The organism is Kitasatospora sp. NPDC094028, assembly GCF_049543595.1.
Taxonomy (GTDB): Bacteria; Actinomycetota; Actinomycetes; order Streptomycetales; family Streptomycetaceae; genus Kitasatospora.
Genome location: NZ_JBMVFA010000004.1, coordinates 131,584 through 157,198, shown reverse-complemented (window position 1 = coordinate 157,198; position 25,615 = coordinate 131,584). Strand labels below are relative to the sequence as shown.

2 protein-coding genes are annotated in these 25,615 nt (G+C 74.2%); both read right to left on the bottom strand.

Annotation, left to right across the window (positions count from 1 at the left end):
* Positions 1–14: 14 nt before the first annotated feature.
* On the bottom strand, positions 15–15,638 hold the full coding sequence (locus tag ACPC54_RS08670) for an amino acid adenylation domain-containing protein (RefSeq protein WP_498962689.1): 15,624 nt from the start codon (positions 15,636–15,638) through the stop codon (positions 15–17).
* Positions 15,639–25,451, bottom strand: a complete 9,813-nt coding sequence (locus tag ACPC54_RS08665; RefSeq protein ID WP_498962687.1) for an amino acid adenylation domain-containing protein — start codon at positions 25,449–25,451, stop codon at positions 15,639–15,641.
* Positions 25,452–25,615 lie beyond the last annotated feature (164 nt).

Genomic DNA, 25,615 nt, shown 5'->3' with positions numbered 1-25,615 from the left:
TTTCGATGGTCCTTTCAGAATCCGAGTTCGTCTTCGAAATCGTCGATGTCGTCCTGCGTCAGGCCGGCCAGGCTGAAGTCGGACGGTGTGAAGCCGCCGGCCGTCGGCGCCTGGGCGTGGGCCACCACGGCGCGCAGCGCCCGGAACCAGGTCTCCGCCAGGTCACGCACCTCGGCCTCGGAGAACAGCTCCCGCGGCCACGACCACCCCACGGTCAGGTGCGGTCCGTCCGCGCGGTCCTGCGTGGCGGCGTTGACCGCGAGGGCGTGCGGGGCGGGCATCGCGGGGTCGCTGCCGCCGCCCAGGCCCGGCGCCTCGGGGGCGGCGGCCCAGTCGGTGGACGCCGCGGCCGGCTCCCCGCCGGCGGCGAACCGGCCGAGGTAGTTGAACCCGATCTGCGGGGCCGGGAACGCTCCCAGCTCCTCGGCCGTCCGCGGGTTCAGGTGGCGCAGCAGCCCGTAGCCCAGCCCGTTGTCGGGCACCGCGCGCAGCTGTTCCTTGACGGCCTTCAGCGCGCGGCCGATCACCTCGCCGCCGGCCCAGGCCTCGTCCCACTCGTCCTCGGCCACGCCCGGGTCCACCCGGACCGGGTACTGGCTGGTGAACCAGCCCACCGTCCGGGAGAGGTCGGCGCCCGCCACCTCCTCCCGGCCGTGGCTCTCCAGGTCCACCAGCACCGCGGACCCGTCGCCGAGGCCGCGCCGCCGGCGCCAGTCCGTCACCGCGAGCCCGAAGGCCGTCAGCAGCACGTCGTTGACGCCCGCGTGGAACAGCGCCGGGACGCTGGTGAGCAGCGGCTCCGTCGTCTCCGGGGGCAGCGTCACCGAGAGCTGGTGCAGGCCCGCGGCGGTGTCGCGCCGCGGGTCGAGCGCCCGGGCGCCGAGCACCGGGTCGGGGGTGCCGAGCAGCCCCGACCACAGCGGGAGTTCGGCCACCCGGTCCGCGGCCCGCGCCTGCTCGGTGAGCAGCTGCGACCAGCGGCGGAACGAGGTTCCCACCGGCGCCGGTTCGGGCCGGCGGCCGGCCGCGACCGCCGCGTGGGCGGCGGCCAGGTCGGGCAGCAGGATGCGCCAGGACACCCCGTCGACCGCCAGGTGGTGCACGATCAGCAGCAGCCGGCCGGTGACGCCCGGCCCGGCGTCGAACCAGACCGCCTGGACCATCCGGCCGTCCTCCGGCGCGAGCCGGGCCTGCGCGGCCCGGGCGTGCTCGCCCATGACCGTGCGCAGCGCCGCGTCGTCGGCGACCCCGGCGGTGTCCACCCGGTGGACCAGCTCCGCGGCCGGGACGGCGCCGGCCGGCCGCACCTCGAACGACCAGTCGTCCCCGGTACGGTCCAGCCGCAGCCGCAGCGCGTCGTGGTGGTCCAGCAGGGCCTGCACGGTCGCGGTCAGCCGGTCGAGGTCCAGGTCCGCGGGCGACAGGACCAGCATGGACTGGTTGAACCCGCCGATCGGGCCGCCCAGTTCACGCAGCCAGTGCATGATCGGCGTCGGCGGGAGCTCGCCCGTGCCGGCCCCGGCCTCCTCCGCCACGACCCCGCCGGCGCTGCCCGTGATCGCCGCGAGCGACTCCACCGTGCGGTGCTCGAACACCTCGCGGGGGCTGAGCACCAGTCCGGCCTGCCGGGCGCGCCCGACCAGCTGGATGGCCACGATGCTGTCGCCGCCGAGCTCGAAGAAGCTGTCGTCGATGCCGACCTTCTCCACGCCCAGCACGTCCGCGAACAGCCCGCACAGCACTTCCTCGCGCTCGGTGCGCGCGGCCCGGCCGGCCGAGGCGTACACCGGGGCGGGCAGCGCCCGGCGGTCCACCTTGCCGTTCGAGGTCAGCGGCAGCTCCGCCAGCAGCACGACCGCGGACGGCACCATGTACTCCGGCAGGACCGCACCGACGTGGGCGCGCAGCTCGGCCGGGTCGGGCTCGGCGCCGGGCTCCGGCACCGCGTAGCCGACCAGCCGCCGGTCACCGGGCCGGTCCTCGCGGACCACGACGGCGACCCGGGCCAGCGCCGGGTGGGCGGCCAGCACGGACTCGATCTCGCCGAGCTCGATCCGGAAGCCGCGCACCTTCACCTGGTCGTCGGCCCGGCCCAGGTACTCCAGCTCGCCGGCCGCGTTCCAGCGCACCAGGTCACCGGTGCGGTACATCCGCTCGCCACCCGCCCCGAAGGGGTCGGCGACGAACCGCTCGGCCGTCAGCGCGGACCGGTGCAGGTAGCCGCGGGCCAGCTGCGCACCGGCCAGGTACAGCTCCCCGGCGACCCCCGGCAGGGTCGGCCGCAGCGCCGCGTCGAGCACGTACACCCGGGTGTTGCCCAGCGGCCGGCCGATCGCCGGCGCGCCGTCCTCGGGCACCAACGGCCCGCTCGCGGTGGCGGCCACCGTCGCCTCGGTCGGACCGTAGGCGTTGATCATCCGCCGCCCCGGCGCCCAGCGGGCCACCAGCTCGGCCGAGCACGCCTCACCACCGGTGACCAGGCAGCGCAGGTCCGGCAGCGCCGTCTCCGGCAGCGTCGCGAGCATCTGGGCGGGCAGCATCACGTGGCTGGCCCGGCTGTCCGCCAGGATCCCGGCCAGCTCCTCGCCCACGAGCCGGCTGTCCGCGGCCGGCAGCACCAGCGCCGCGCCGGCCAGCAGGCTCATCGCGAGGTCCGCGACCGAGGGGTCGAAGGTCGTCGCCACCGCCTGGAGGACCCGGCTGTCGCCGTCGAGCTCCAGGGCCGCGATGTGCGCGAAGGCCATGTTGACCAGGCCGCGCTGCGGGACCACCACGCCCTTCGGCTGCCCGGTGGAGCCCGAGGTGTAGATCACGTACGCGGGCGAGCCGGGCAGCAGCGGCGCGCGGCGGTCGGCCGGGCCGGGGCGGGTGGCCGGGGCCGCCGCGAGTGCCGCGACGGTCTCCCGCGCGTCCAGCACCAGCCGGGCGACCGGGCCCGCCGGCAGGACCGCCGCCCGCGCCGACGTGGTCACCACCAGCGACGGCTTCGAGTCCGTCAGCAGGTAGTCGAGCCGCTCGGCCGGGTACTTCGGGTCGACCGGCAGGAACGCCGCGCCCGCCTTGCCCACGGCGAGCTGGGCGACGACCAGCTCCACCGAGCGCGGCAGGGCCAGGGCCACGACCTGCTCCGGCCCCACCCCCAGCCCGATCAGGTGGTGTGCCAGGCCGTTGGCCCGGGCGTCGAGCTCCGCATAGCTGAGCGAGGCGCCCCCGGAGACCAGCGCCTCGGCGCCCGGCGTGCGGGCGACCTGCGCCTCGAACAGCTCGGTGAAGGTGCCCGCGGGGACGTCGAGCCGGCTGTCGTTCCACTCCGTCAGCACCTGCTCCCGCTCGCCGGCGGACAGCACGTCCACGGCGGCGACCGGCGCGCCCAGCTCGGCGTCGATGGCCTCCAGGACCCGGACCAGACGGCCGACCAGTCGCCCGGCCGCCTCCCGGTCGAATACGTCGGTCCGGTAGTCGGCCCGCAGGACGAGCCGGCCGTCCATCGGCAGGACGGCGATGCCGAACGGGTAGTGCGCCGCGTCCGCGCCGCTGCGCTTGCTGATGCCGAGGTCGTCGGCCGTCCTCCGCAGGCCTTCGACGTCCACCGGGTAGTTCTCGAACACGACCATCGTGTCGAAGAGTTCGCCGAGCCCGGCGAGCCGCTGGACGTCGGCCAGCCCCAGGTACTGGTGGGTCATCAGCGCGGCCTGCTGGTCCTGGATCCGGGACAGCAGCCCGCCCAGGCTCTCGGCCGGGTCCAGCCGGACCCGGACCGGCAGGGTGTTGATGAACAGCCCGATCATCGACTCGACGCCGGGGATCTCCGCGGGCCGGCCGGAGGCCATGGCACCGAACACCACGTCCTGCCGCCCGGTCAGCTGCCCCAGGGCCACCGCCCAGGCCGCCTGGAAGACGGTGTTCAGCGTGACGCCGTGGCGCCGGGCACCGGCCGTCAGCGCGGCCACCAGGGAGTCCGGCAGCTCGTGGACGTCGTACCGCGGCAGCGCCGCCCGGCGGGTCGGGTCGACCGGGGCCAGGAAGGTCGGCTCCTCCAGGCCGTCGAGCGCCTGGCGCCAGGCGGCCTCGGCCGCCTCCCGGTCCTGCGCGGCGAGCCAGCCCAGGTAGTCGCGGTACGGGGTCACCCGCGGCAGCGTGGCGTCGTCGCCGCGCTGCTTGTACAGCTCGAAGAGCTCGCCGAGCAGGATCGGCGTGGACCAGCCGTCCAGCACGATGTGGTGGTTGGTGAAGACCAGCAGGTGGCGGTCGTCACCGAGCCTGACCAGCGTCAGCCGCAGCAGCGGCGGCCGGCGCAGGTCGAAGCGGCGGGTCCGGTCCTCCTCCAGGATCCGGGCCAGCTCGGCCTCGCGCTCGGCCTCGCCGAGCGCGCGCAGGTCGATCTCGGACCAGGGCAGCTCGACCTCGCGCAGGACGACCTGGACCGGGGTCTGCTGCCGCTCGTACCGGAAGCCCGCCCGCAGGTTGGCGTGCCGGCGCAGCAGCGTGGCCGTGGCCAGCTTCAGGGCCTCGGTGTCCAGCGCGCCCTCGATGTCGAAGGCCTGCTGGACGGCGTAGACGTCGACGGCCTCCTCGTCGTAGATGGCGTGGAACAGCAGACCGTGCTGCAGCGGCGACAGCGGCAGGACGTCCGCCAGCCGGGGTTCCCCGGCCTCCAGGGCCTCGATCTCGCCCTGGGTCAGGCCGACCAGCGGGAGGTCGGACGGCGTGCGGCCGCCGGCCCCCGGGCCCTCGGCGTGCGCCACGACGGCGCGCAGCGCCCGGAACCAGGTCTGCGCCAGGTCCTCGATCTCGGCCTCGGTGAACAGCTCGCCCGCCCAGCTCCAGTTGGCGACCAGGCGCGGGCCGTCCGCGTGGTCCTGGGTGATCGCGTTCATCTCCAGCGCGTGCGCCGCCGGCATGCCCGGGTCGTGGCTGTCGCCGAGGTCCACGCCGGTGTGCGTGGCCCAGTCCGCGGCCTCGGCGCCGTGGTCGGCGCTCCGGCCCCGGCCGAGGTAGTTGAACAGGACCTGCGGGGTGGGGAGTTCGGCGAGGGCGGCGGCGGTTTCCGGGTTGAGGTAGCGCAGCAGGCCGAAGCCGGCGCCCTTGTCCGGCAGCGCGCGCAGCTGCTCCTTGACGGCCTTGATCGCCCGGCCGACCGCCGGTCCGCCGTCCCATACCTCGGCCCACTCACCGGGCTCCACGCCCGGGTCCAGGCGGACCGGGAAGAGGCTGGTGAACCAGCCGACGGTGCGGGACACGTCCGCGCCCGGCACCAGGTCCTCGCGGCCGTGGCCCTCCAGGTCCACCAGCACCGCGGACCCGTCGCCCAGGCCGCGGCGCTCGCGCCAGTCGGCCACTGCCAGGCCGAAGGCCGTCAGCAGCACGTCGTTGACGCCCGCGTGGAACAGCGCCGGGACGCTGGTCAGCAGCGGGCCGGTGAGGTCGGTCGGGAGGGTCAGGGAGAGCGCCCGGGAGTCGCCGGACAGGTCCCGGGCCGGGTCCAGCGCCCGCGCGCCCAGCACCGGGTCGGCGGTGCCCAGGATCTCCTGCCACAGGCCGAGTTCGGCGACGCGTCGCGGGTCCCGCGCCGCCTCGACCAGGCCCGAGGCCCAGCCGCGCAGCGAGGTGCCCACCGGCTCCAGTACGGGTGCCCGGCCCGCCGCGACGGCCTCGAAGGCCGCCCGCAGGTCCGGCAGCAGGATCCGCCAGGAGACCCCGTCCACCACCAAGTGGTGGAGCATCAGCAGCAGTTGGCCACCGGCACTCCGGCCGGCGTCGAACCAGACGACCTGCAGCATCCGCCCTTCGGCGGGCGCCAGCCGTGCCTGGGCGTGGCGCGCCTGCCGCGACACCTCCTCGTGCCACGCCTCGCCCGCGAGCCCGGAGGCGTCCACCCGGTGCACCACATCAGCGGCCCGCACCGAGCCCGGCGCCAGCACCCGCAGCGACCACGCGTCGCCTTCGCCGCGGTCCAGCCGCAGCCGCAGCGCGTCGTGGTGGTCGAGCACCGCCTGCACCACCGGCAGCAGCCGGTCCTCGTCCAGGCCGGCCGGCACCTGCAGCAGGCTCGACTGCTTGAACCCGTCGACGGGGCCGCCGAGTTCGCGCAGCCAGTGCGCGATCGGGGTGAGCGGCACCTCGCCGACACCGTCGTCCGCGTCCGCCACCGCCGCGGCCTCGGCCACCGCCGCCACGGCGGCGAGTGCGGCCACGGTCTTGTGCTGGAACACCTCGCGCGGCGTCAGCACCAGCCCGGCCTTGCGGGCCCGGCTGACCAGCTGGATCGAGACGATGCTGTCCCCGCCCAGCTCGAAGAAGCTGTCGTCGATGCCGACCGACTCCAGGCCCAGCACCTCGGCGAACAGCGCGCACATCAGTTCCTCGCGCGCGTCGCGCGCGGCACGACCGGTCGAGGTGTACTCGGGCGCGGGCAGCGCCCGGCGGTCCAGCTTGCCGTTCACCGTCAGCGGCAGCACCTCCAGCGACACGAACGCCGAGGGCACCATGTACTCCGGCAGCGCGGCCGCGACGTGCGCCCGCAGGGCCGCCGCGTCCGTCTCGGCACCCGTGGCCGGGACGACGTACGCCACCAGCCGCTTCACGTCCGGCTGGTCCTCGCGCACGACCACCGCGACCTGAGCGACGTCCTCGCGCCGCGCCAACACCGCCTCGATCTCGCCGAGTTCGATCCGGAAGCCGCGCACCTTCACCTGCTCGTCGACGCGGCCGACGTACTCCAGCCGGCCGTCCCGGCGCCACCGCACCACGTCGCCCGTGCGGTACATCCGGGACCCGTCCGCACCGAACGGGTTCGCCACGAACCGCTCGGCGCTCAGCGCGGCACGGTTCAGGTAGCCACGCGCCAGACCGGCACCCGCGACGTACAACTCGCCCATCACACCCGGCGCCACCGGGCGCAGGCGCTCGTCCAGCACGTAGAGCCGCGTGTTCCAGATCGGACGGCCGATGGCGACGGCGTGGCCGTCCGCCTCGTCGCCCGGGCCGACCCGGAACTCCATGCAGCCGACCGTCGTCTCCGTGGGCCCGTACTCGTTCACCACGGTCGCGCCCGGGTTCTCCCGGCGCCAGGCGTCCATCACCCCGACGAGCAGCTGCTCGCCGCCCACGACCAGCTCCCCCGCGGGCGAGTAGGCCCCCGGAAGCGCGGTCAGCAGCGGCAGGTGGCTCGGCGTCGCCTTCACGAAGGTGATCCGGCCCGCGTCGGCACCCGCCTCCGGCAGGCCGCCCTCCTCCAGCGGCGCGATCTCGACGCAACCGCCGGCGAGCAGCGGCGCGAACAGCGTCGTCACCGTCAGGTCGAACGCCACCGACGAGTGCAGCAGCGCCGTCCCGCCGACCCCCGGGTACGCCGCGCAGGCCCACCGCAGGTAGTTCATCAGCGAACGGTGCTCGATCGCCACGCCCTTGGGACGCCCGGTGGAGCCCGAGGTGTACAGGACGTACGCCGCGTTCACCTCTCCCGGGCGCACGGTGCGGGCGCCGTCCGACAGCACGAGCCCGTCGAGCGCCCGCCGGACCTCGGGACCGTCCAGCACGACCCGCGGGACAGCCGTCTCCGGCAGCCCCGCGGCGACGCCCGCGCTCGTCACCAGGCAGACCGGCTCGGCCTCCTGGAGCACGGTGGCGATCCGCTCCGCCGGGTAGTCCGGGTCCAGCGGCACGTACGCGGCGCCGGCCTTCAGCACACCGAGCAGGGCGACCACCAAGTCCGCCGAACGCTCCATCACGACGGCGACCAGGCGCTCCGCGCCGGCACCCAGGCCGGTCAGGTACCGCGCCAGCCGCTCCGCCCGCTCGTCCACCTCGGCGTACGTCAGCGAGACGCCGTCGTGGACCACGGCGGGCGCGGACGGCGTCCGGGCGGCCTGCGCCTCGAAGGCCTCCGGCAGCGTCGTCGCCCGCAGGTCGTGCGCGGTGTCGTTCCACTCGACCAGCAGGCGGTGGCGCTCCTGCTCGGACAGCACCTCCAGCGTGCCGACCGGGCGGTCCGGGGCGGCGGTCAGCTCGTCGAACAGGCGGCCCAGACGGTCGGAGATCTCCTGGGCGGTCTCCCGGTCGAAGAGGTCCGTCGCGTACTCCAGACGGCCCCCGATCCCGGCCGGGTCGGCGCCCTCCGAGAAGCGCTCCTCCAGCTGGAAGGACAGGTCGAACTTGGCCGCGTCCAGGCTGACCGTCTCGGCGGCCGCCCGGATCCCCGGCAGGTCCAGCACGGCCCGGGCGTTGTTCTGGAACGACAGCATCACCTGGAAGAGCGGGTGCCGGGCCAGCGAGCGCTCCGGGTTGAGGATCTCGACCAGGCGCTCGAACGGCACGTCCTGGTGCGCGAAGGCCGCGAGGTCGGTCTCCCGTGCCCGGCCGACCAGTTCACGGAACGTCGGGTCGCCGGAGACGTCGGTGCGCAGCACCAGCGTGTTGACGAAGAAGCCGACCAGTTCGTCCAGCGCCTCGTCGGTGCGGCCGGCGATCGGCGAGCCGATCGGGATGTCCGTGCCGCAGCCCAGCCGGTTCAGCAGCGCGGCCAGACCGGCCTGCACCACCATGAACACGCTCGCCCCGCACTCACGGGCCAGCTCCACCACCCGCCGGTGCGCCTCGGGCGAGAGCCCGAAGTCCACCGACGCACCGCGGTAGCTCAGCTCCGCCGGACGCTGCCGGTCCGCCGGCAGCGCCAGCTCCTCCGGCAGATCCGCCAACTCGCGCTGCCAGTATGCGATCTGACGCGACAGCTCGCTCGACGCGTCGTCCTCGCCACCCAGCACCCGCTGCTGCCACAGCGTGTAGTCCGCGTACTGCACCGGCAGCGGCTCCCACCCAGGGGCCGCACCGGCACACCGGGCCGCGTACGCCACCGACAGGTCCCGGCCCAGGGGGGCCAGCGACCAGCCGTCGCAGGCGATGTGGTGGACGACCAGGAGCAGGACGTGCTCCTCCTCGCCCAGGGCGAACAGGTGGGCCCGGACCGGCGTCTCGGTGGACAGCTCGAAGTCCCGCTGGGCGGCGGCCATCAGCGCGCCTTCGAGCCCGTCCGCGGCGACCTCGACGACCGGCAGCCCGATGGACGCCTGCTCGGTGCCGAGCACCGACTGGCGCGGGCGGCCGTCCTGTTCGGGGAAGACGGTGCGCAGGCTCTCGTGCCGGGCGACCACGTCCCCCAGGGCCGCTTCCAGCGCCGCCACGTCCAGCGGGCCGGACAGCCGGGCGGCCAGCGGCAGGTTGTAGCCGCCGTTCGGGTTGTCGAAGCGGTTGAGGAACCACAGCCGCCGCTGGGCGGCGGACAGCGGGATCTCCTCCGGACGCTCCATCGCGGCCAGGGCCTGGCGGGTCTCCCCCGCCTCGCCCAGCCGCTCGGCGAGCAGGGCCACCGTCGGCGCCTCGAAGAGGACCCGGACCGACAGCTCGACGCCGAGCTCGGACCGGATCCGGCTGGCCAGCCGGGTCGCCAGCAGGGAGTGCCCGCCCAGGTCGAAGAAGCGGTCGTCGATGCCGACCGACTCCAGGCCCAGCACCTCGGCGAACAGGGAGCACAGCAGCTCCTCCCTGGGGTCACGCGCGGCTCGGCCCGCGGCCGAGGCCGTCAACTCCGGTGCGGGCAGGGCGCGGCGGTCGAGTTTGCCGTTGGGGTTCAGCGGCAGCGCGTCCAGCACCATCACCAGGTTCGGCACCATGTACGCCGGCAGCGACGCACCCGCCGACGCCCGCAACCGCGCCGCGTCCACCTCCGCACCCGCGGCCGCGACCACGTACGCCACCAGCCGCTGGTCACCGGGCTGGTCCTCACGCACCACCACCGCGACCTGACCCACCGAGACCTCGCGCGCCAACACCGCCTCGATCTCACCCAGTTCGATGCGGAAACCACGCACCTTCACCTGGTCATCAGCCCGGCCCAGGTACTCCAGCTCGCCCGCGGCGGACCAGCGCACCACATCACCCGTGCGATACATCCGCTCCGCCGAACCGAACGGGTTCGCCACGAACCGCTCAGCCGTCAGACCCGCACGGTTCAGATAGCCACGGGCCAGGCCCGAGCCCGCCAGATACAACTCACCCGCCACACCCGGCGCCACCGGCCGCAGCCACTCGTCCAGCACGAACGCCCGCGTGTTCTCCACCGGCCGCCCGATCGGCGGCACCCCATCCGCGTCCGTGTCCGTGAACCACGCCGTCGCATACACCGTCGCCTCGGTCGGCCCGTAGATGTTCGCCACCCGCGCACCCGGCACCGCCGCCCGCACCGCGTTCACCGCATGCGCCGACAACCCCTCACCCGCGAACACCACCGAACCCGCGGCAAGCTCCACCCCACCCTGCGCCAGCACCGACGACAACGCCGACGGCACCGCACTGATCAGGCTCCCACTCCACCGCCCACCAGGGACCTCCAACAGCGCCAGCACATCCCGCACCAGCTCGATCGACCCACCGCACAACAGCGGACCGAAGATCTCGAACACCGACACATCGAAGTTCAACGACGTCGCCGCCAGCACCCGCGACAGGCCCTCGGCGCCGTACTCGCGCCCGGCCCAGGCCGCGAAGTCCACCACGCTCTGCTGCGACACCACCACGCCCTTCGGGCGCCCGGTCGAACCAGACGTGTAGATCACGTACGCGGGGTTCCCCGGGAGCAGCTCACCCCGACGCTCCCCGGCCGACAGGTCCGCGTCCGAGGCCGCGGCCAGCACGTCGGCCAGCGCCGGGTCGTCCAGCACCACCCGCTCGGCCGTGACGGCGTCCCCCAGCGCGCCCTGAACATCACCGGACGTCACCACCAGCACCGGCCGCGCGTCCTCCAGCATGAAGGCGATCCGGTCCGCCGGGTACCCCGGATCCACCGGCAGATACCCGGCACCGGACTTCACCACCGCCAGCAACGCCACCATCAGGTCCACCGACCGCGCCAACGCCAGCGCCACCAGCGCCTCCGGCCCGGCACCCCGCTCCACCAGCACCCGCGCCAACCGGTTCGCCCGCGCGTTCAACTCCCCGTAACTCAGCGACGCACCGCCGCAGACCAGCGCCACCGCGTCCGGCGTCCGCGCCACCTGCGCCTCGAACAACCCCGCCAACGTCCCCGCCGGCACCGCACACGCCGTGTCGTTCCACTCCACGAGCATGCGCGTGCGCTCGGACTCCGACAGGACGTCGACCGTGCCCAGCCGGGCGGTCGGATCGGTGACCAGCGCCTCCAGCAGGCGGACCAGCCGGGCCCCGATGAGCTCCGCCGTCGCCGCGTCGAACAGGTCCGCCGCGAACTCGACCTCGCCGTGCATGCCGACCGGGCGGCCGTCCTCGCCGAAGCCCTCCCGGACGGAGACCAGGAGGTCGAACTTGGCCGCCTCCAGGCCGACCGGCTGTTCGCCGACCACCAGGTCCGGCAGGTCGAAGCCGACCCGGGCGTTGTTCTGGAACGCCAGCATGACCTGGAAGAGCGGGTGGCGCGCGAGCGAGCGCTCCGGGTTCAGCACCTCGACCAGCCGCTCGAACGGCACGTCCTGGTGCGCGAACGCCGCCAGGTCCGTCTCCCGCACCCGGCCGACCAGCTCACGGAACGTCGGATCGCCCGACACGTCGGTGCGCAGCACCAGCGTGTTCACGAAGAACCCGACCAGCTCGTCGAGCGCCTCGTCGGTCCGGCCGGCGATCACCGTGCCGATCGGGATGTCCGCGCCGCCGCCCAGTCGCGACAGCAGGGTGGCCAGCGCCGCCTGCACCACCATGAACACGCTTGCCCGGCTCTCCCGGGCCAGCGTCACCACCCGGTCGTGCACCGCCGCGGGCACCGTGAAGGGCACCCGCCCGCCGCGGTAGGACGCCACCTGCGGCCGCGCCCGGTCCACCGGCAGCGCCAGCTCCTGCGGCAGCTGCGCCAGCGTCTCGCGCCAGTAGTCGATCTGGCGTGCCAGCAGGCTCTCCGGGTCGCCCTCCTCGCCGAGGACCTCCCGCTGCCACAGCGTGTAGTCCGCGTACTGCACCGGCAGCGCGTCCCATCCGGGCGCCGCACCGGCGCAGCGGGCCGTGTACGCCGCCGACAGGTCCCGGGTGAACGGGGCCACCGACCAGCCGTCACCGGCGATGTGGTGCACGAGCACCATCAGCACGTGCTCGTCCTCGGCCAGCCGGAACAGGCACGCCCGGACCGGCGTCTCGACGGCCAGGCCGAAGCCGGTGCCGATCGCCGCGGCCAGCGCGGCGTCCAGCCGGTCGGCCGTGGTCTCGACCACCGGCAGCTCGGGGCGGGCCTGCGCCGCCGGCAGCACGACCTGCCGGGGCTCGCCGGCCACCTCGGGGAAGACCGTGCGCAGGGTCTCGTGCCGGGCCACGACGTCGCCCAGCGCGGCCCGCAGCGCCGCCACGTCCAGCCGGCCGGAGAGCGGTGCGACGAGCGGCAGGTTGTAGGTGCCGTTGGGGCCGTCGAAGGTGTTGAGGAACCACAGCCGGCGCTGTGCGAAGGAGAGCGGCAGGTCCTCGGGCCGCTCCGTCGCGCGCAGCGGCGCGCGGCCGCGGTCCGCCGAGTTCAGCTGCTCGGCGAGCCCCGCCACGGTGGGCGCCTCGAAGACCGCCCGGACGGCCAGTTCCACGCCGAAGGCGGACCGGACCCGGCTGGTCAGCCGGGTGGCCAGCAGGGAGTGCCCGCCGAGGTCGAAGAAGCTGTCGTCGATGCCGACCTTGTGCAGGCCGAGCACCTCGGCGAACAGGCCGCAGAGGATCTCCTCCTGCGGGGTCCGCGGGGCACGGCCGCCCGCGGCGGCGTCCAGCTCGGGTGCGGGCAGCGCCCGCCGGTCCAGCTTGCCGTTGGGCGTCAGCGGCAGGGCCGGCAGGACGACCGACGCGGCCGGGACCATGTAGTCGGGCAGCTGCTCGGCGACGCGGGTCCGCAGGGCCCGGACGTCCGGCGTCTCCGGGCCGGACGGCACCACGTAGGCGACGATCCGCTTGTCGCCGGGCCGGTCCTCGCGCACCACGACCGCCGCCTGGGCGACGCCCGGGCAGCCGGTCACCACGGACTCGATCTCGCCCAGCTCGATCCGGAAGCCGCGGACCTTCACCTGGTCGTCGACGCGTCCGAGGAACTGCAGGTCGCCGTCTGCGTTCCAGCGGGCCAGGTCGCCCGACCGGTACATCCGGGCGCCGGGCGCACCGAACGGGTCCGCGACGAACCGCTCCGCCGTCAGGCCCGGCCGCCCCAGGTACCCCCGGGCGAGGCCTCCGCCCGCGAGGTACAGCTCGCCCGCCACGCCGGGCGGCACCGGGCGCAGGCCGGCGTCCAGCACGTACAGCCGGGCGTTGCCCTGCGGCCTGCCGATCGGCACGGCTCCGGGCCGGATCTCGGTGCCGGGGTCGATCCGGAACTCGGCGCAGTTGACGGTCGCCTCGGTCGGGCCGTAGACGTTGATCACCGTCACCTGCGGGTGCCGGTCGCGCCACTCGGTGAGCATCTCGCCGAGCAGGGGTTCGCCGCCGAGCAGCAGTTCGCCGGCGGGCGAGAACGCGTCGGGCAGGGCGGCGAGCAGCGGCAGGTGGCTGGGGGTCGCCTTCAGGAAGGTGCACGGCCGCTCGGCCAGGCGCCCGGCGGCGGGGCCGCCGTCCTCCAGGGCCGTCACGTGGACGCAGCCGCCGACCACCAGCGGCGTGTAGAGCGCGGTCACCGTCAGGTCGAACGAGATCCGCGAGTGGAGGACGGCGACGCCCTGCGCGCTGCGGTACTCGCGGCTGGTCCAGGCGAGGTAGTCGGCCACCGAGCGGTGCTCGACCACGACGCCTTTGGGGCGGCCGGTCGAGCCGGAGGTGTAGATGACGTAGGCCGGGTGGCGCGGGCTCAGCGGGGCGTGCCGGTCGGCGTCCGACAGGTCGGTTCCGGCGTGGGCGGCCAGCGCCCGGACCGTCCCGGGGTCGTCCAGGACCACGCGCGCCGGCGCGTCCCCGGGCAGTGCGGCGGCCGTCCCGGCCAGCACGACCGCGCAGGCCGGGCGGGCGTCCTCGATCATGAACGCGATGCGCTCGGCCGGGTAGTCCGGGTCCACCGGCAGGTAGGCGGCGCCGGTCTTGAGGACGGCGAGCAGGGCCACGACGGCCTGCGCCGTGCGCGGCAGGGTGAGCGCGACGAGCTGCTCCGGGCCGACGCCGAGACCGACGAGGTGCCGGGCCAGCCGGTTCGCCCGGGCGTTCAGCTCGGCGTAGGTCAGTTCCGTGTCGTCGTCGACCACGGCGACGGCGTCCGGCGTGCGGGACGCCTGTGCCTCGAACAGCTCCGGGAGGGTGGCGCCGGGCACCGGCATCGCGGTGTCGTTCCACTCCTCCAGGATCCGCTCGCGCTCGCCTGCGGACATCAGGTCCACCTGGCCGACGCGGCGCCCGGGCTGTTCGGCGACGGTCTCCAGGAGGCGCAGCAGTCGGGCCAGGATGCCCTCGGCCGCCGCCCGGTCGAAGAGGTCGGTGCGGAAGGTCAGGCGGACCTGCAGCTGCCGGCCCGGGATCCCGGTCAGGTGGAGCGGGTAGTGCGTGGCGGTGACGGCGTCGACGCCGCTGAGGCTCAGGCCGGTGCCGGGCAGGTCGAGGATCGTCGAGTCGAGGGGGTAGTTCTCGAAGACGGTCAGGGTGTCGAAGAGGTCCCCGAGGCCGGTCATCTGCTTGATCTCGGTGAGACCGAGGTGCTGGTGCTCCATCAGGTCGGCCTGCTGGGCCTGCAGGCGGGCGAGGAGGCCGCCCAGGGTCTCGGCCGGGTCCAGCCGGACCCGGACCGGCAGGGTGTTGATGAACAGCCCGACCATCGTCTCGACGCCGGGGATCTGCGGCGGGCGGCCGGAGACGGTCGCGCCGAACACCACGTCGTCCTGCCCGGTCAGCTGGCCGATCACCAGCGCCCAGGCGGCCTGGAGGACGGTGTTCAGGGTGACCCCGGCGCCGCGGGCGTAGGCGGTCAGGTCACGGGTGAGGTCCTCGGAGAGCTCGGTGGCGATCCGGTCCGGGGTGCCCGGCTCTCCCGCGGAGTCGGCGGCCGCGACCAGGGTCGGGCTCTCCAGGCCCGCGAGCACCTCGCGCCAGGCGGCGACGGCCGCGCCGCGGTCCTGCTTGGCCAGCCAGACCAGGTACTCGCGGTACGGGGTGACCCGGGGCAGCCCCAGGTCGTCGCCGCGCCGCTTGTACAGCTCGAACAGCTCGCCGACGAGCACGGGCATCGACCAACCGTCCAGCAGGATGTGGTGGTTGGTGAAGACCAGCAGGTGGCGGTCGGTGCCGAGCCTGATCAGCGTCAGCCGCAGCAGCGGCGGGCGGCGCAGGTCGAAGCGGCGGTTGCGGTCCTCCTCCAGCACCCGGGCGAGCTCGGCCTCGCGCTCGGCCTCGGGCAGGCCGCCGAGGTCCAGTTCGGACCACGGCAGCGCGACCTGGCGCGGGATCACCTGGACCGGGTCGTCCAGCCGCTCGTAGACGAAGCCGGCGCGTAGGTTGGCGTGCCGCCGCAGGAGTGCGGCGGTGGCGAGCCGCAGCGCTTCCGCGTCCAGCGCGCCCGTCAGCTCGAACACGAACTGGACGGTGTAGGCATCGGCTTCCCGCTCGTCGTAGACGGCGTGGAAGAGCAGCCCCTGCTGCAGCGGGGACAGCGGCAGAACGTCCTCGAACCCCGGCTTCGTCACTTAAAACATCCCCCACTCGGCTTCCAGCAGATTGATTTGGTCCTGGTTCAGACTCACCAGGGGGAGGTCGGACGGTGTGTAGCCGCCGGCCTGGGGACCTTCCGCGTGGTCCACGACGGCACGCAGGGCCCGGAACCAGGTCTGTGCCAGGTCCTCGATCTCGGCCTCGGTGAACAGCTCGCCCGCCCAGCTCCAGTTGGCGACCAGACGCGGGCCGTCCGGGTGGTCCTGGGTGATCGCGTTCATCACCAGCGCGTGCGCCGCCGGCATGCCCGGGTCGTGGCTGTCGCCCAGGTCCACGTCCGAGCGGACCGACCACTCCTCGCCGGGCCCGTCCGTCGACCTGGTGCGGCCGAGGTAGTTGAAGGCGATCTGCGGGGTGGGGAGTCCGGCTAGGGCGGCCGCGGTCTCCGGGTTGAGGTAGCGCAGCAGGCCGAAGCCGGCGCCCTTGTCCGGCAGTGCTTGCAGCTGTTCCTTGACGGCCTTGATCGCCCGGCCGACGACCGGTCCGCCGTCCCACACCTCGGCCCACTCGCCCGGTTCCACCCCCGGGTCCAGCCGGACCGGGAAGAGGCTGGTGAACCAGCCGACCGTACGGGACACGTCCGCGCCCGGCACCAACTCCTCGCGGCCGTGCCCCTCCAGGTCCACCAGCACGCCGGAGCCCTCGCCGAGGCCGCGGCGCTCGCGCCAGCCGGCCAGCGCCAGGCCGAAGGCCGTCAGCAGCACGTCGTTGACGCCCGCGTTGAACAGCGTCGGGACGCTGGTGAGCAGCGGATCGGTCACCTCGGTCGGCATGGTCAGCGACAGCGTCCGGGAGGCCCCGGACAGGTCCCGGGCCGGGTCCAGCGCCCGTGCCCCCAGCACCGGGTCGGCGGTGGCCAACACCTCCTGCCACAGGCCGAGTTCGGCGACGCGCCGCGGGTCCCGCGCCGCCTCGACCAGGCCCGAGGCCCAGCCGCGCAGCGAGGTCGCCACCGGCTCCAGCACCGGCTCGCGGCCCGCCGCGACGGCCTCGAAGGCCGCCCGCAGGTCCGGCAGCAGGATCCGCCAGGAGACCCCGTCCACTACCAAGTGGTGGACCATCAGCAGCAGTTGGCTGCCGCCGTTCGCACCGGCGTCGAACCACACCGCCTGCACCATCCGGGCCTCACCGGGCGCCAGCCGCGCCTGGGCGTGGCGCGCCTGCCGCGCGACCTCCGCGCGCCACGCCTCGCCCGCGAGCCCGGCCGCGTCCACCCGGTGCACCACGTCGGCGGCCCGCACCGAGCCCGGCGCCAGCACACGCATCGACCAGGCGTCGCCTTCGCCGCGGTCCAGCCGCAGCCGCAGCGCGTCGTGGTGGTCGAGCACCGCCTGCACCACCGGGACCAGCCGATCCTGGTCCAGACCGGCCGGGACCGGGGTGACGACGGCCTGGTGATAGCCGTCGACGGTCCCGCCCAGCTCGCGCAGCCAGTGCGCGATCGGGGTGAGCGGCACCTCGCCGACACCGTCGTCCGGGTCCGCCACCGCCGCGAGTTCGGCCACCGCGGCCACCGCGGCGAGCTCCGCCACCGTCTTGTACTGGAACACCTCGCGCGGCGTCAGCACCAGCCCGGCCTTGCGGGCCCGGCTGACCAGCTGGATCGAGACGATGCTGTCCCCGCCCAGCTCGAAGAAGCTGTCGTCGATGCCGACCGACTCCAGGCCCAGCACCTCGGCGAACAGCGCGGCCAGGGTCTCCTCGCGCTCGTTCCGCGCGGCACGGCCGGTCGAGGTGTACTCGGGGGCGGGCAGCGCCCGGCGGTCCAGCTTGCCGTTCACCGTCAGCGGCAGCACCTCCAGCGACACGAACGCCGAGGGCACCATGTACTCCGGCAGCGCGGCCGCGACGTGCGCCCGCAGCGCGTCGTGCGACAGCTCCGCACCCGCGGCCGGCACCACGTACGCCACCAGCCGCTTCACGCCGGGCTGGTCCTCGCGCACGATCACCGCGACCTGGCCCACCGCGGCCTCGCGGGCCAACGCCGCCTCGATCTCGCCCAGTTCGATCCGGAAGCCGCGCACCTTCACCTGGTCGTCCGCGCGGCCGACGTACTCCAACTGACCGTCCCGGCGCCACCGCACCACGTCGCCCGTGCGGTACATCCGGGACCCGTCCGCACCGAACGGGTTCGCCACGAACCGCTCGGCGCTCAGCGCGGCACGGTTCAGGTAGCCACGCGCCAGACCGGCACCCGCGACGTACAGCTCACCGGCGACACCCGGCGGCACCGGGTTCAGGCCCTCGTCCAGCACGTAGAGCCGGAGGTCCGGGATGGCCCGCCCGATGACGCTGTTGCCGCCGGACGCGGCCGCCGACTCCCGGTCGAGCGCGATGTGGGTGACGTGGACGGTCGTCTCGGTGATGCCGTACATGTTGACCAGCACCGGCGCGGTGTCGCCGTGCCGCGCGTACCAGTGCTCCAGCCGCCCCAGCTCCAGCGCCTCGCCGCCGAACACCACGTAGCGCAGGGCGAGTTCGCCGCCCTGGGTGGGGTTCTCGGCGTCCGCCTGGACCAGCTGGTAGAAGGCCGAGGGCGTCTGGTTGAGCACGGTGACCCGCTCCCGGACCAGCAGCTCCAGGAACTCCTTGGGCGACCTGGACACCGCGAACGGCACGACCACCAGCCGGCCGCCGTGCAGCAGCGGGCCCCACAGCTCCCAGACCGAGAAGTCGAAGGCGTAGGAGTGGAACAGCGTCCAGACGTCGTTCTCGTCGAAGTGGAACCAGTGCTGTGTCTGCCCGAACAGGCGGACCACGTTGGCGTGCTGGACCGCCACGCCCTTGGGCCGGCCGGTCGAGCCCGAGGTGAAGATCACGTACGCCGGCTGCGCCGGGTGCAGTGCCTGCCCGCGGTCGGCGTCGGTCAGGTTCGCGGCCGGGGCCTCGCGGCAGTCCCGGTCGGTCTCCGGGGCGTCGAGCACGAGCAGCGGCACACCCGTCCCGGCCATCCGGGACTCCGTGCCGCGGGTCGTGAGCACGCACACCGGCCGGGCGTCCTCCAGGATGAAGGCGATCCGGTCGGCCGGGTAGTCCGGGTCCACCGGCACGTACGCGGCGCCGGCCTTCAGCACGGCGAGCAGCGCGACGACCAGCTCGGCCGAGCGCTCCATCGCCACCGCGACCAGGCTCTCCGCGCCGACGCCGCGGCCGACCAGGACCCGGGCCAGGCGGTTGGCCCGCTCGTTGAGTTCCGCGTAGGTCAGCGCGACGTCCTCGTAGGCCACCGCGACCCGGTCCGGCGTCCGCGCCGCCTGGGCCTCGAACAGCTCCGGCAGCGTCGCCCGGACGGGCTCCGCGGCGGTGTCGTTCCACTCCACCAGCAGCCGGTGGCGCTCCACCGCCGACAGGACGTCCACGGCGCCGACCGGCAGGGCCGGGTCCGCGGTGACGGTCTCCAGCAGCCGGGCCAGCCGCTCGGCGATCAGCTCCGCCGACTCCCGGTCAAACAGGTCCGTCGCGTACTCGACCGTGCCGCGGATCCCGGCCGGCGTCCCGTCGTCCTCGTGGGTCTCGGCGAGGACGAAGGACAGGTCGAACTTGGCGGTCTCCAGTCGCACCGGCTGCTCGACCGCCCGGATCCCCGGCAGGTCCAGCACGGCCCGGGCGTTGTTCTGGAACGACAGCACCACCTGGAAGAGCGGGTGCCGGGCCAGCGAGCGCTCCGGGCTCAGGATCTCGACCAGGCGCTCGAAGGGCACGTCCTGGTGCGCGAAGGCCGCGAGGTCGGTCTCCCGCGCCCGGCCGACCAGTTCACGGAACGTCGGGTCGCCGGAGACGTCGGTGCGCAGCACCAGCGTGTTGACGAAGAAGCCGACCAGTTCGTCCAGCGCCTCGTCGGTGCGGCCGGCGATCGGCGAGCCGATCGGGATGTCCGTGCCGCAGCCCAGCCGGTTCAGCAGCGCGGCCAGACCGGCCTGCACCACCATGAACACGCTCGCCCCGCACTCACGGGCCAACTCCACCACCCGCCGGTGCGCCTCGGGCGAGAGCCCGAAGTCCACCGAAGCGCCGCGGTAGCTCAGCTCCGCCGGACGCTGCCGGTCCGCCGGCAGCGCCAGCTCCGCCGGCAGATCCGCCAACTCACGCTGCCAGTAGGCGATCTGACGCGACAGCTCGCTCGACGCGTCGTCCTCGCCACCCAGCACCCGCCGCTGCCACAGCGTGTAGTCCGCGTACTGCACCGGCAGCGGCTCCCACCCAGGGGCCGCACCGGCACACCGGGCCGCGTACGCCACCGACAGGTCCCGGGTCAGCGGCGCGAAGGACCAACCGTCCCCGGCGATGTGGTGGATCACCAGCAGGAGCACGTGCTCGGTCGGGCCGAGCACGAAGAGCTGTGCCCGGAGCGGGAGTTCACCGACGATGTCGAACCCGGTGGCGGCCGACGCCGCGAGCGCGTCGGCCAGCAGGTCGGGGCTGGTGGGGATCACCTGGAGGGTCGGCATGCCCGCCGCGCCGTCCAGGACCAGCTGCCGGGGGTGGCCGTCCGTGTCGGGGAAGACGGTGCGCAGGCTCTCGTGCCGGGCGACCACGTCACCCAGGGCCGCTTCCAGCGCCGCCACGTCCAACTCGCCGGTCAGACGGGCGGACTGGCCGATGTTGTAGGTGCCGCTGGGGCCGTCGAAGCGGTTGAGGAACCACAGCCGCCGCTGGGCGGCGGACAGCGGGATCTCCTCCGGACGCTCCATCGCGGCCAGGGCCTGGCGGGTCTCCCCCGCCTCGCCCAGCCGCTCGGCGAGCAGGGCCACCGTCGGCGTCTCGAACATCTGCCGGACGGGCAGCTCCACCCCGAGGACACTGCGCACCCGGCTGGCGAGCCGGGTCGCCAGCAGCGAGTGGCCGCCGAGCGCGAAGAAGCTGTCGTCGATGCCGACCGACTCCAGGCCCAGCACCTCGGCGAAGAGCGAGCACAGCTGCGCCTCGCGCTCGGTGCGCGGGGTCCGCCCACCGGCAGGGCCGTCGTACTCGGGGGCGGGCAGGGCGCGGCGGTCGAGTTTGCCGTTGGGGTTCAGCGGCAGCGCGTCCAGCACCATCACCAGGTTCGGCACCATGTACGCCGGCAGCGACGCACCCGCCGACGCCCGCAACCGCGCCGCGTCCACCTCCGCACCCGCGGCCGCGACCACGTACGCCACCAGCCGCTGGTCACCGGGCTGGTCCTCACGCACCACCACCGCGACCTGACCCACCGAGGCCTCGCGGGCCAACACCGCCTCGATCTCACCCAGTTCGATGCGGAAACCACGCACCTTCACCTGGTCATCAGCCCGGCCCAGGTACTCCAGCTCGCCCGCGGCGGACCAGCGCACCACATCACCCGTGCGATACATCCGCTCCGCCGAACCGAACGGGTTCGCCACGAACCGCTCAGCCGTCAGCGCGGACCGGTTCAGATAGCCACGGGCCAGGCCCGAGCCCGCCAGATACAACTCACCCGCCACACCCGGCGCCACCGGACGCAGCCACTCGTCCAGCACGAACGCCCGCGTGTTCTCCACCGGCCGCCCGATCGGCGGCACCCCGTCCACATCCGCGTCCGTGAACCACGCCGTCGCATACACCGTCGCCTCGGTCGGCCCGTAGATGTTCGCCACCCGCGCACCCGGCACCGCCGCCCGCACCGCGTTCACCGCATGCGCCGACAACCCCTCACCCGCGAACACCACCGAACCCGCGGCAAGCTCCACCCCACCCTGCGCCAGCACCGACGACAACGCCGACGGCACCGCACTGATCAGGCTCCCACTCCACCGCCCGCCAGGGACCTCCAACAGCGCCAGCACATCCCGCACCAGCTCGATCGACCCACCGCACAACAGCGGACCGAAGATCTCGAACACCGACACATCGAAGTTCAACGACGTCGCCGCCAGCACCCGCGACAGACCCGACTGGCCGAACTCCCGCCCGGCCCAGGCCGCGAAGTCCACCACGCTCTGCTGCGACACCACCACGCCCTTCGGGCGCCCGGTCGAACCAGACGTGTAGATCACGTACGCGGGGTTCCCCGGAAGCAGCTCACCCCGACGCTCGCCAACCAGCAGGTCCGCATCCGAAGACCCGGCCAACACGGCGGCCAGCGCCGGATCGTCCAGCACCACCCGGCCCGCCGCGACCGCGTCCCCCAGCACACCCTGAACATCACCGGACGTCACCACCAGCACCGGGCGGGCGTCCTCCAGCATGAACGCGATCCGGTCCGCCGGATACCCCGGATCCACCGGCAGATACCCGGCACCGGACTTCACCACCGCCAGCAACGCCACCATCAGGTCCACCGACCGCGCCAACGCCAGCGCCACCAGCGCCTCCGGCCCGGCACCCCGCTCCACCAGCACCCGCGCCAACCGGTTCGCCCGCGCGTTCAACTCCCCATAACTCAGCGAGACTCCGCCGCAGACCACCGCCACCGCGTCCGGCGTCCGCGCCACCTGCGCCTCGAACAACCCCGCCAACGTCCCCGCCGGCACCGCGCGCGCCGTGTCGTTCCAGTCGGCCAGCACCCGCTGCCGCTCGGCCGGCAGCAGCACGTCCACCGACCGGACCGCGTCGTCCGGGGCAGCCGTCACCGCCTCCAGCAGCCGCGCCAGCCGGACGCCGACGAGCTCCGCCGTCGCCGCGTCGAACAGGTCCGTCGCGAACTCGACGTGGCCGCCGATCCCGGCCGCGGAGCCGTCCGGCGCGAACTGCTCGCACAGCTGGAAGGCGAGGTCGAACTTGGCGGTGCTGGTGTCCAGGGTCCGCGCGCGGGCCGTCAGGCCCGGGAACTCCAGGACCGGGGCGGCGTTGTCCTGCAGGGCCAGCGTCACCTGGAAGAGCGGGTGGCGCGCGAGCGAGCGCTCCGGGTTCAGCACCTCGACCAGCCGCTCGAACGGCACGTCCTGGTGCGCGAACGCCGCCAGGTCCGTCTCCCGCACCCGGCCCACCAGCTCACGGAACGTCGGATCGCCCGACACGTCGGTGCGCAGCACCAGCGTGTTCACGAAGAACCCGACCAGCTCGTCCAGCGCCTCGTCGGTCCGGCCGGCGATCACCGTGCCGATCGGCACGTCGGTCTCCCCGGCGAGCCGGCCCAGCAGGGCGGCCAGGCCGGCCTGCAGCACCATGAACACGCTCGCCCGGCTCTCCCGGGCCAGCGTCACCACCCGGTCGTGGACGGCGGCGGGCAGCTCGAAGGGCACCCGCCCGCCGCGGTAGGAGGCCACCTGCGGGCGCGCCCGGTCCACCGGCAGCGCCAGTTCCTCGGGCAGGCCGGCCAGCGCCCCGCGCCAGTAGTCCACCTGCCGGGCCAGCATGCTGCGGGGGTCGCCCTCCTCGCCGAGGACCTCCCGCTGCCACAGCGTGTAGTCCGCGTACTGCACCGGCAGCGGCTCCCAGGCCGGCGCACCGTCGGCGCACCGGGCGGCGTACGCCGCCGACAGGTCCCGGGTGAACGGCGCCACCGACCAGCCGTCACCGGCGATGTGGTGCACGACGAGGAGCAGCACGTGCTCGTCCTCGGCCAGGCGGAAGAGCCGGGCCCGGACGGGGATCTGCACCGTCAGGTCGAAGCCCTCGCGGCCGGCCTCCGCCAGGGCCGCGTCGAGCGCGTCCGGGGTGGTCGGCAGCACCCGCAGGTCGGCCTGCGCCGGGTCGGCGGCCAGGACGAGCTGCTGCGGCTCGCCCGCGACGTCGGGGAAGACGGTGCGCAGGCTCTCGTGCCGGGCGATCACGTCGGCCAGGGCGGCGCGCAGGGCGTCCTCCCGCACCGGGCCGGTGAGGTGGACGGTCATGCCGTCGTTGTAGGTGGCGCCGTCCGCGGCCATCTGGTTGAGGAACCACAGCCGGTTCTGCGCGGGCGACAGCGGCAGGACGTCCGGGCGCGGCATGACGCCGAGGGCCTGGCGCGCGCCGTCCGCGATGCCCAGCCGGTCGACCAGCTCGGCGACGGTGGAGGCCTCGAACACCGAGCGCAGGGACACCTCGACCTTGACGACCCGCCGGAGCCGGCCGACGAGCCGGGTGACGGCCAGCGAGTTCCCGCCCAGCACGAAGAAGTTGTCGTCCACGCCGACCCGGTCGACGCCGAGGACGTCGGCGAACAGCCCGCACAGCAGCTCCTCCTGCGCGGTGCGCGGGCCGCGCCCGGTGGAGGACAGGGCCGCCTCGGGCTCCGGGAGCGCGGCCCGGTCGACGGTGCCGTCCGCGGCCTCGGGCAGCTCCGCGAGCCGCACGAACAGCTCGGGCACCAGGCCGTCGGGGAGCTCGGCCTCGGCGCCGGCGCGGACGGCGATGAGGTCCAGGTCGGTGCCCGGCGCGGGCACCAGGTAGCCGACGAGACGCTCCCTGCCGGACTTGTCCGCCCGCAGCGCGACGGCCGCCCGGGCCACGCCCGGCCGCCCGGCCAGGACGGCCTCGATCCGCTCGCCGTGTTCCGCCCGGTGGTCCCCGGTCCGGTCCTCGGCGGCCTCGGTGGCGAGCAGGGCCACGGCGTCCGCCCTGGTCCGGCGGGCCCGCGCCGACACCTCGATCGCGGCGAGCGGCTGCCCGGGGGCCGATTCGGCGAGCTGGTGCAGGAAGTCGACGAACCCTTCCTGGTAGGCGGCGAGTTGGTCGTCGTCGTAGAGCTCCGGGTTGGCGTCGAAGTCGATCTGCAGCCCGGCGCCGGTGCCTCGCTCGTACACGATGAACGAGATGTCGTCGGCGGGGCCGATCGACAGGTTGTGCGGCCGGGCGTGGTGGCCGCCGAACTCCAGGCCGTAGTCGAAGGTCATGATGTTGACGTGCGGGCCGACCAGGCGCCGCTCCTCGGCAAGCATCCGCAGGTCCTGGCGCAGGTCCTCGAACTGGTAGCGCTGGTGGCGCATCGCCCCGCGCATCTCGGCGGCGGTCCCGAGCAGCAGGTCGGCGACGGTGGCGCCGGGGTGGACGGCGATCCGCAGCGGCAACACGTTCGACACCATGCCGGGGACGCTGCGGGCGGTCCTGCTCAGCCGGGTGGACACCGGCAGGCCCAGGACCACCTCGTCCACCTCGGTCAGCGCCTGCAGGTAGGCGGCGACGGCGCAGACGAGCGCGGCCGGCCAGGTCACGCCGACCTCGCGGGCGAGGTCGCGGAGCCGGTCGGTGTCCTGCGGGGGCAGGTGGACGGTCTTGCGGGCCAGCGCGGCCGCCAGCGCGGGCTGGCGACCGGAGAGGCTGACGGGGCTCGGGCAGCCTTCCAGGTGGCCGACCCAGTAGTCCCGGTCGGACGCGAACCGCTCCGAGGCGCGGTAGTCCGCCTTCTCGGCCAGCAGCGCGGTGAGCGGCCCGAACGGGTTCTCCGTCGCGGCCCGGCCGGCGACCAGCGCCGAGTACACCTCGGCGGCCCGGCCGGCCACCGCGGCCACGGTGAAGCCGTCGACGAGCAGGTGGTGGTAGCGGTGCAGCCAGAGGTAGCGGTCGGCGTCGATCCGGAAGAGGGCGAACAGGAACAGCCGGTCGCTCGTCGGGTCCAGCGGCCGGGCCAGGTCCGCGTCCATCCAGGCGCGGGCGGCGCCCCACGGGTCCGGTTCGGCGCTGACGTCGACCCGGTGCAGCGACCAGTCGAGTTCGTCGGCGGGCACCACCCGCTGGGCCGGCCCGTCGGCCGTCTCCAGGAACTCGACGCGCAGTGTCTCCATCTCGCCGACCACCCGGCGAAGGGCCTCCTCGAACAGGTCCGGGTCCACCGGCCCGCCGATTTCGAGGAACTCGCCGGTATTGAAGATCGTGTTTCCCGGGTTCAGTCGCTGGGCGAACCAGACGCCGGACTGGGCAACAGTCAATGGCAGCACATTGTCGCGTCGTTCGGACACAACCAGTCACCCTCAATCAGAGTCAATTACCCGGGCTTCGGCCCATGGGAGGCGAGAGAGAAGCCCGGAATGCGACCCGGCGCCGTGCGTACTCACACGGCGCTGTCCGGGGCGATCGACAGGCGACACCGCTT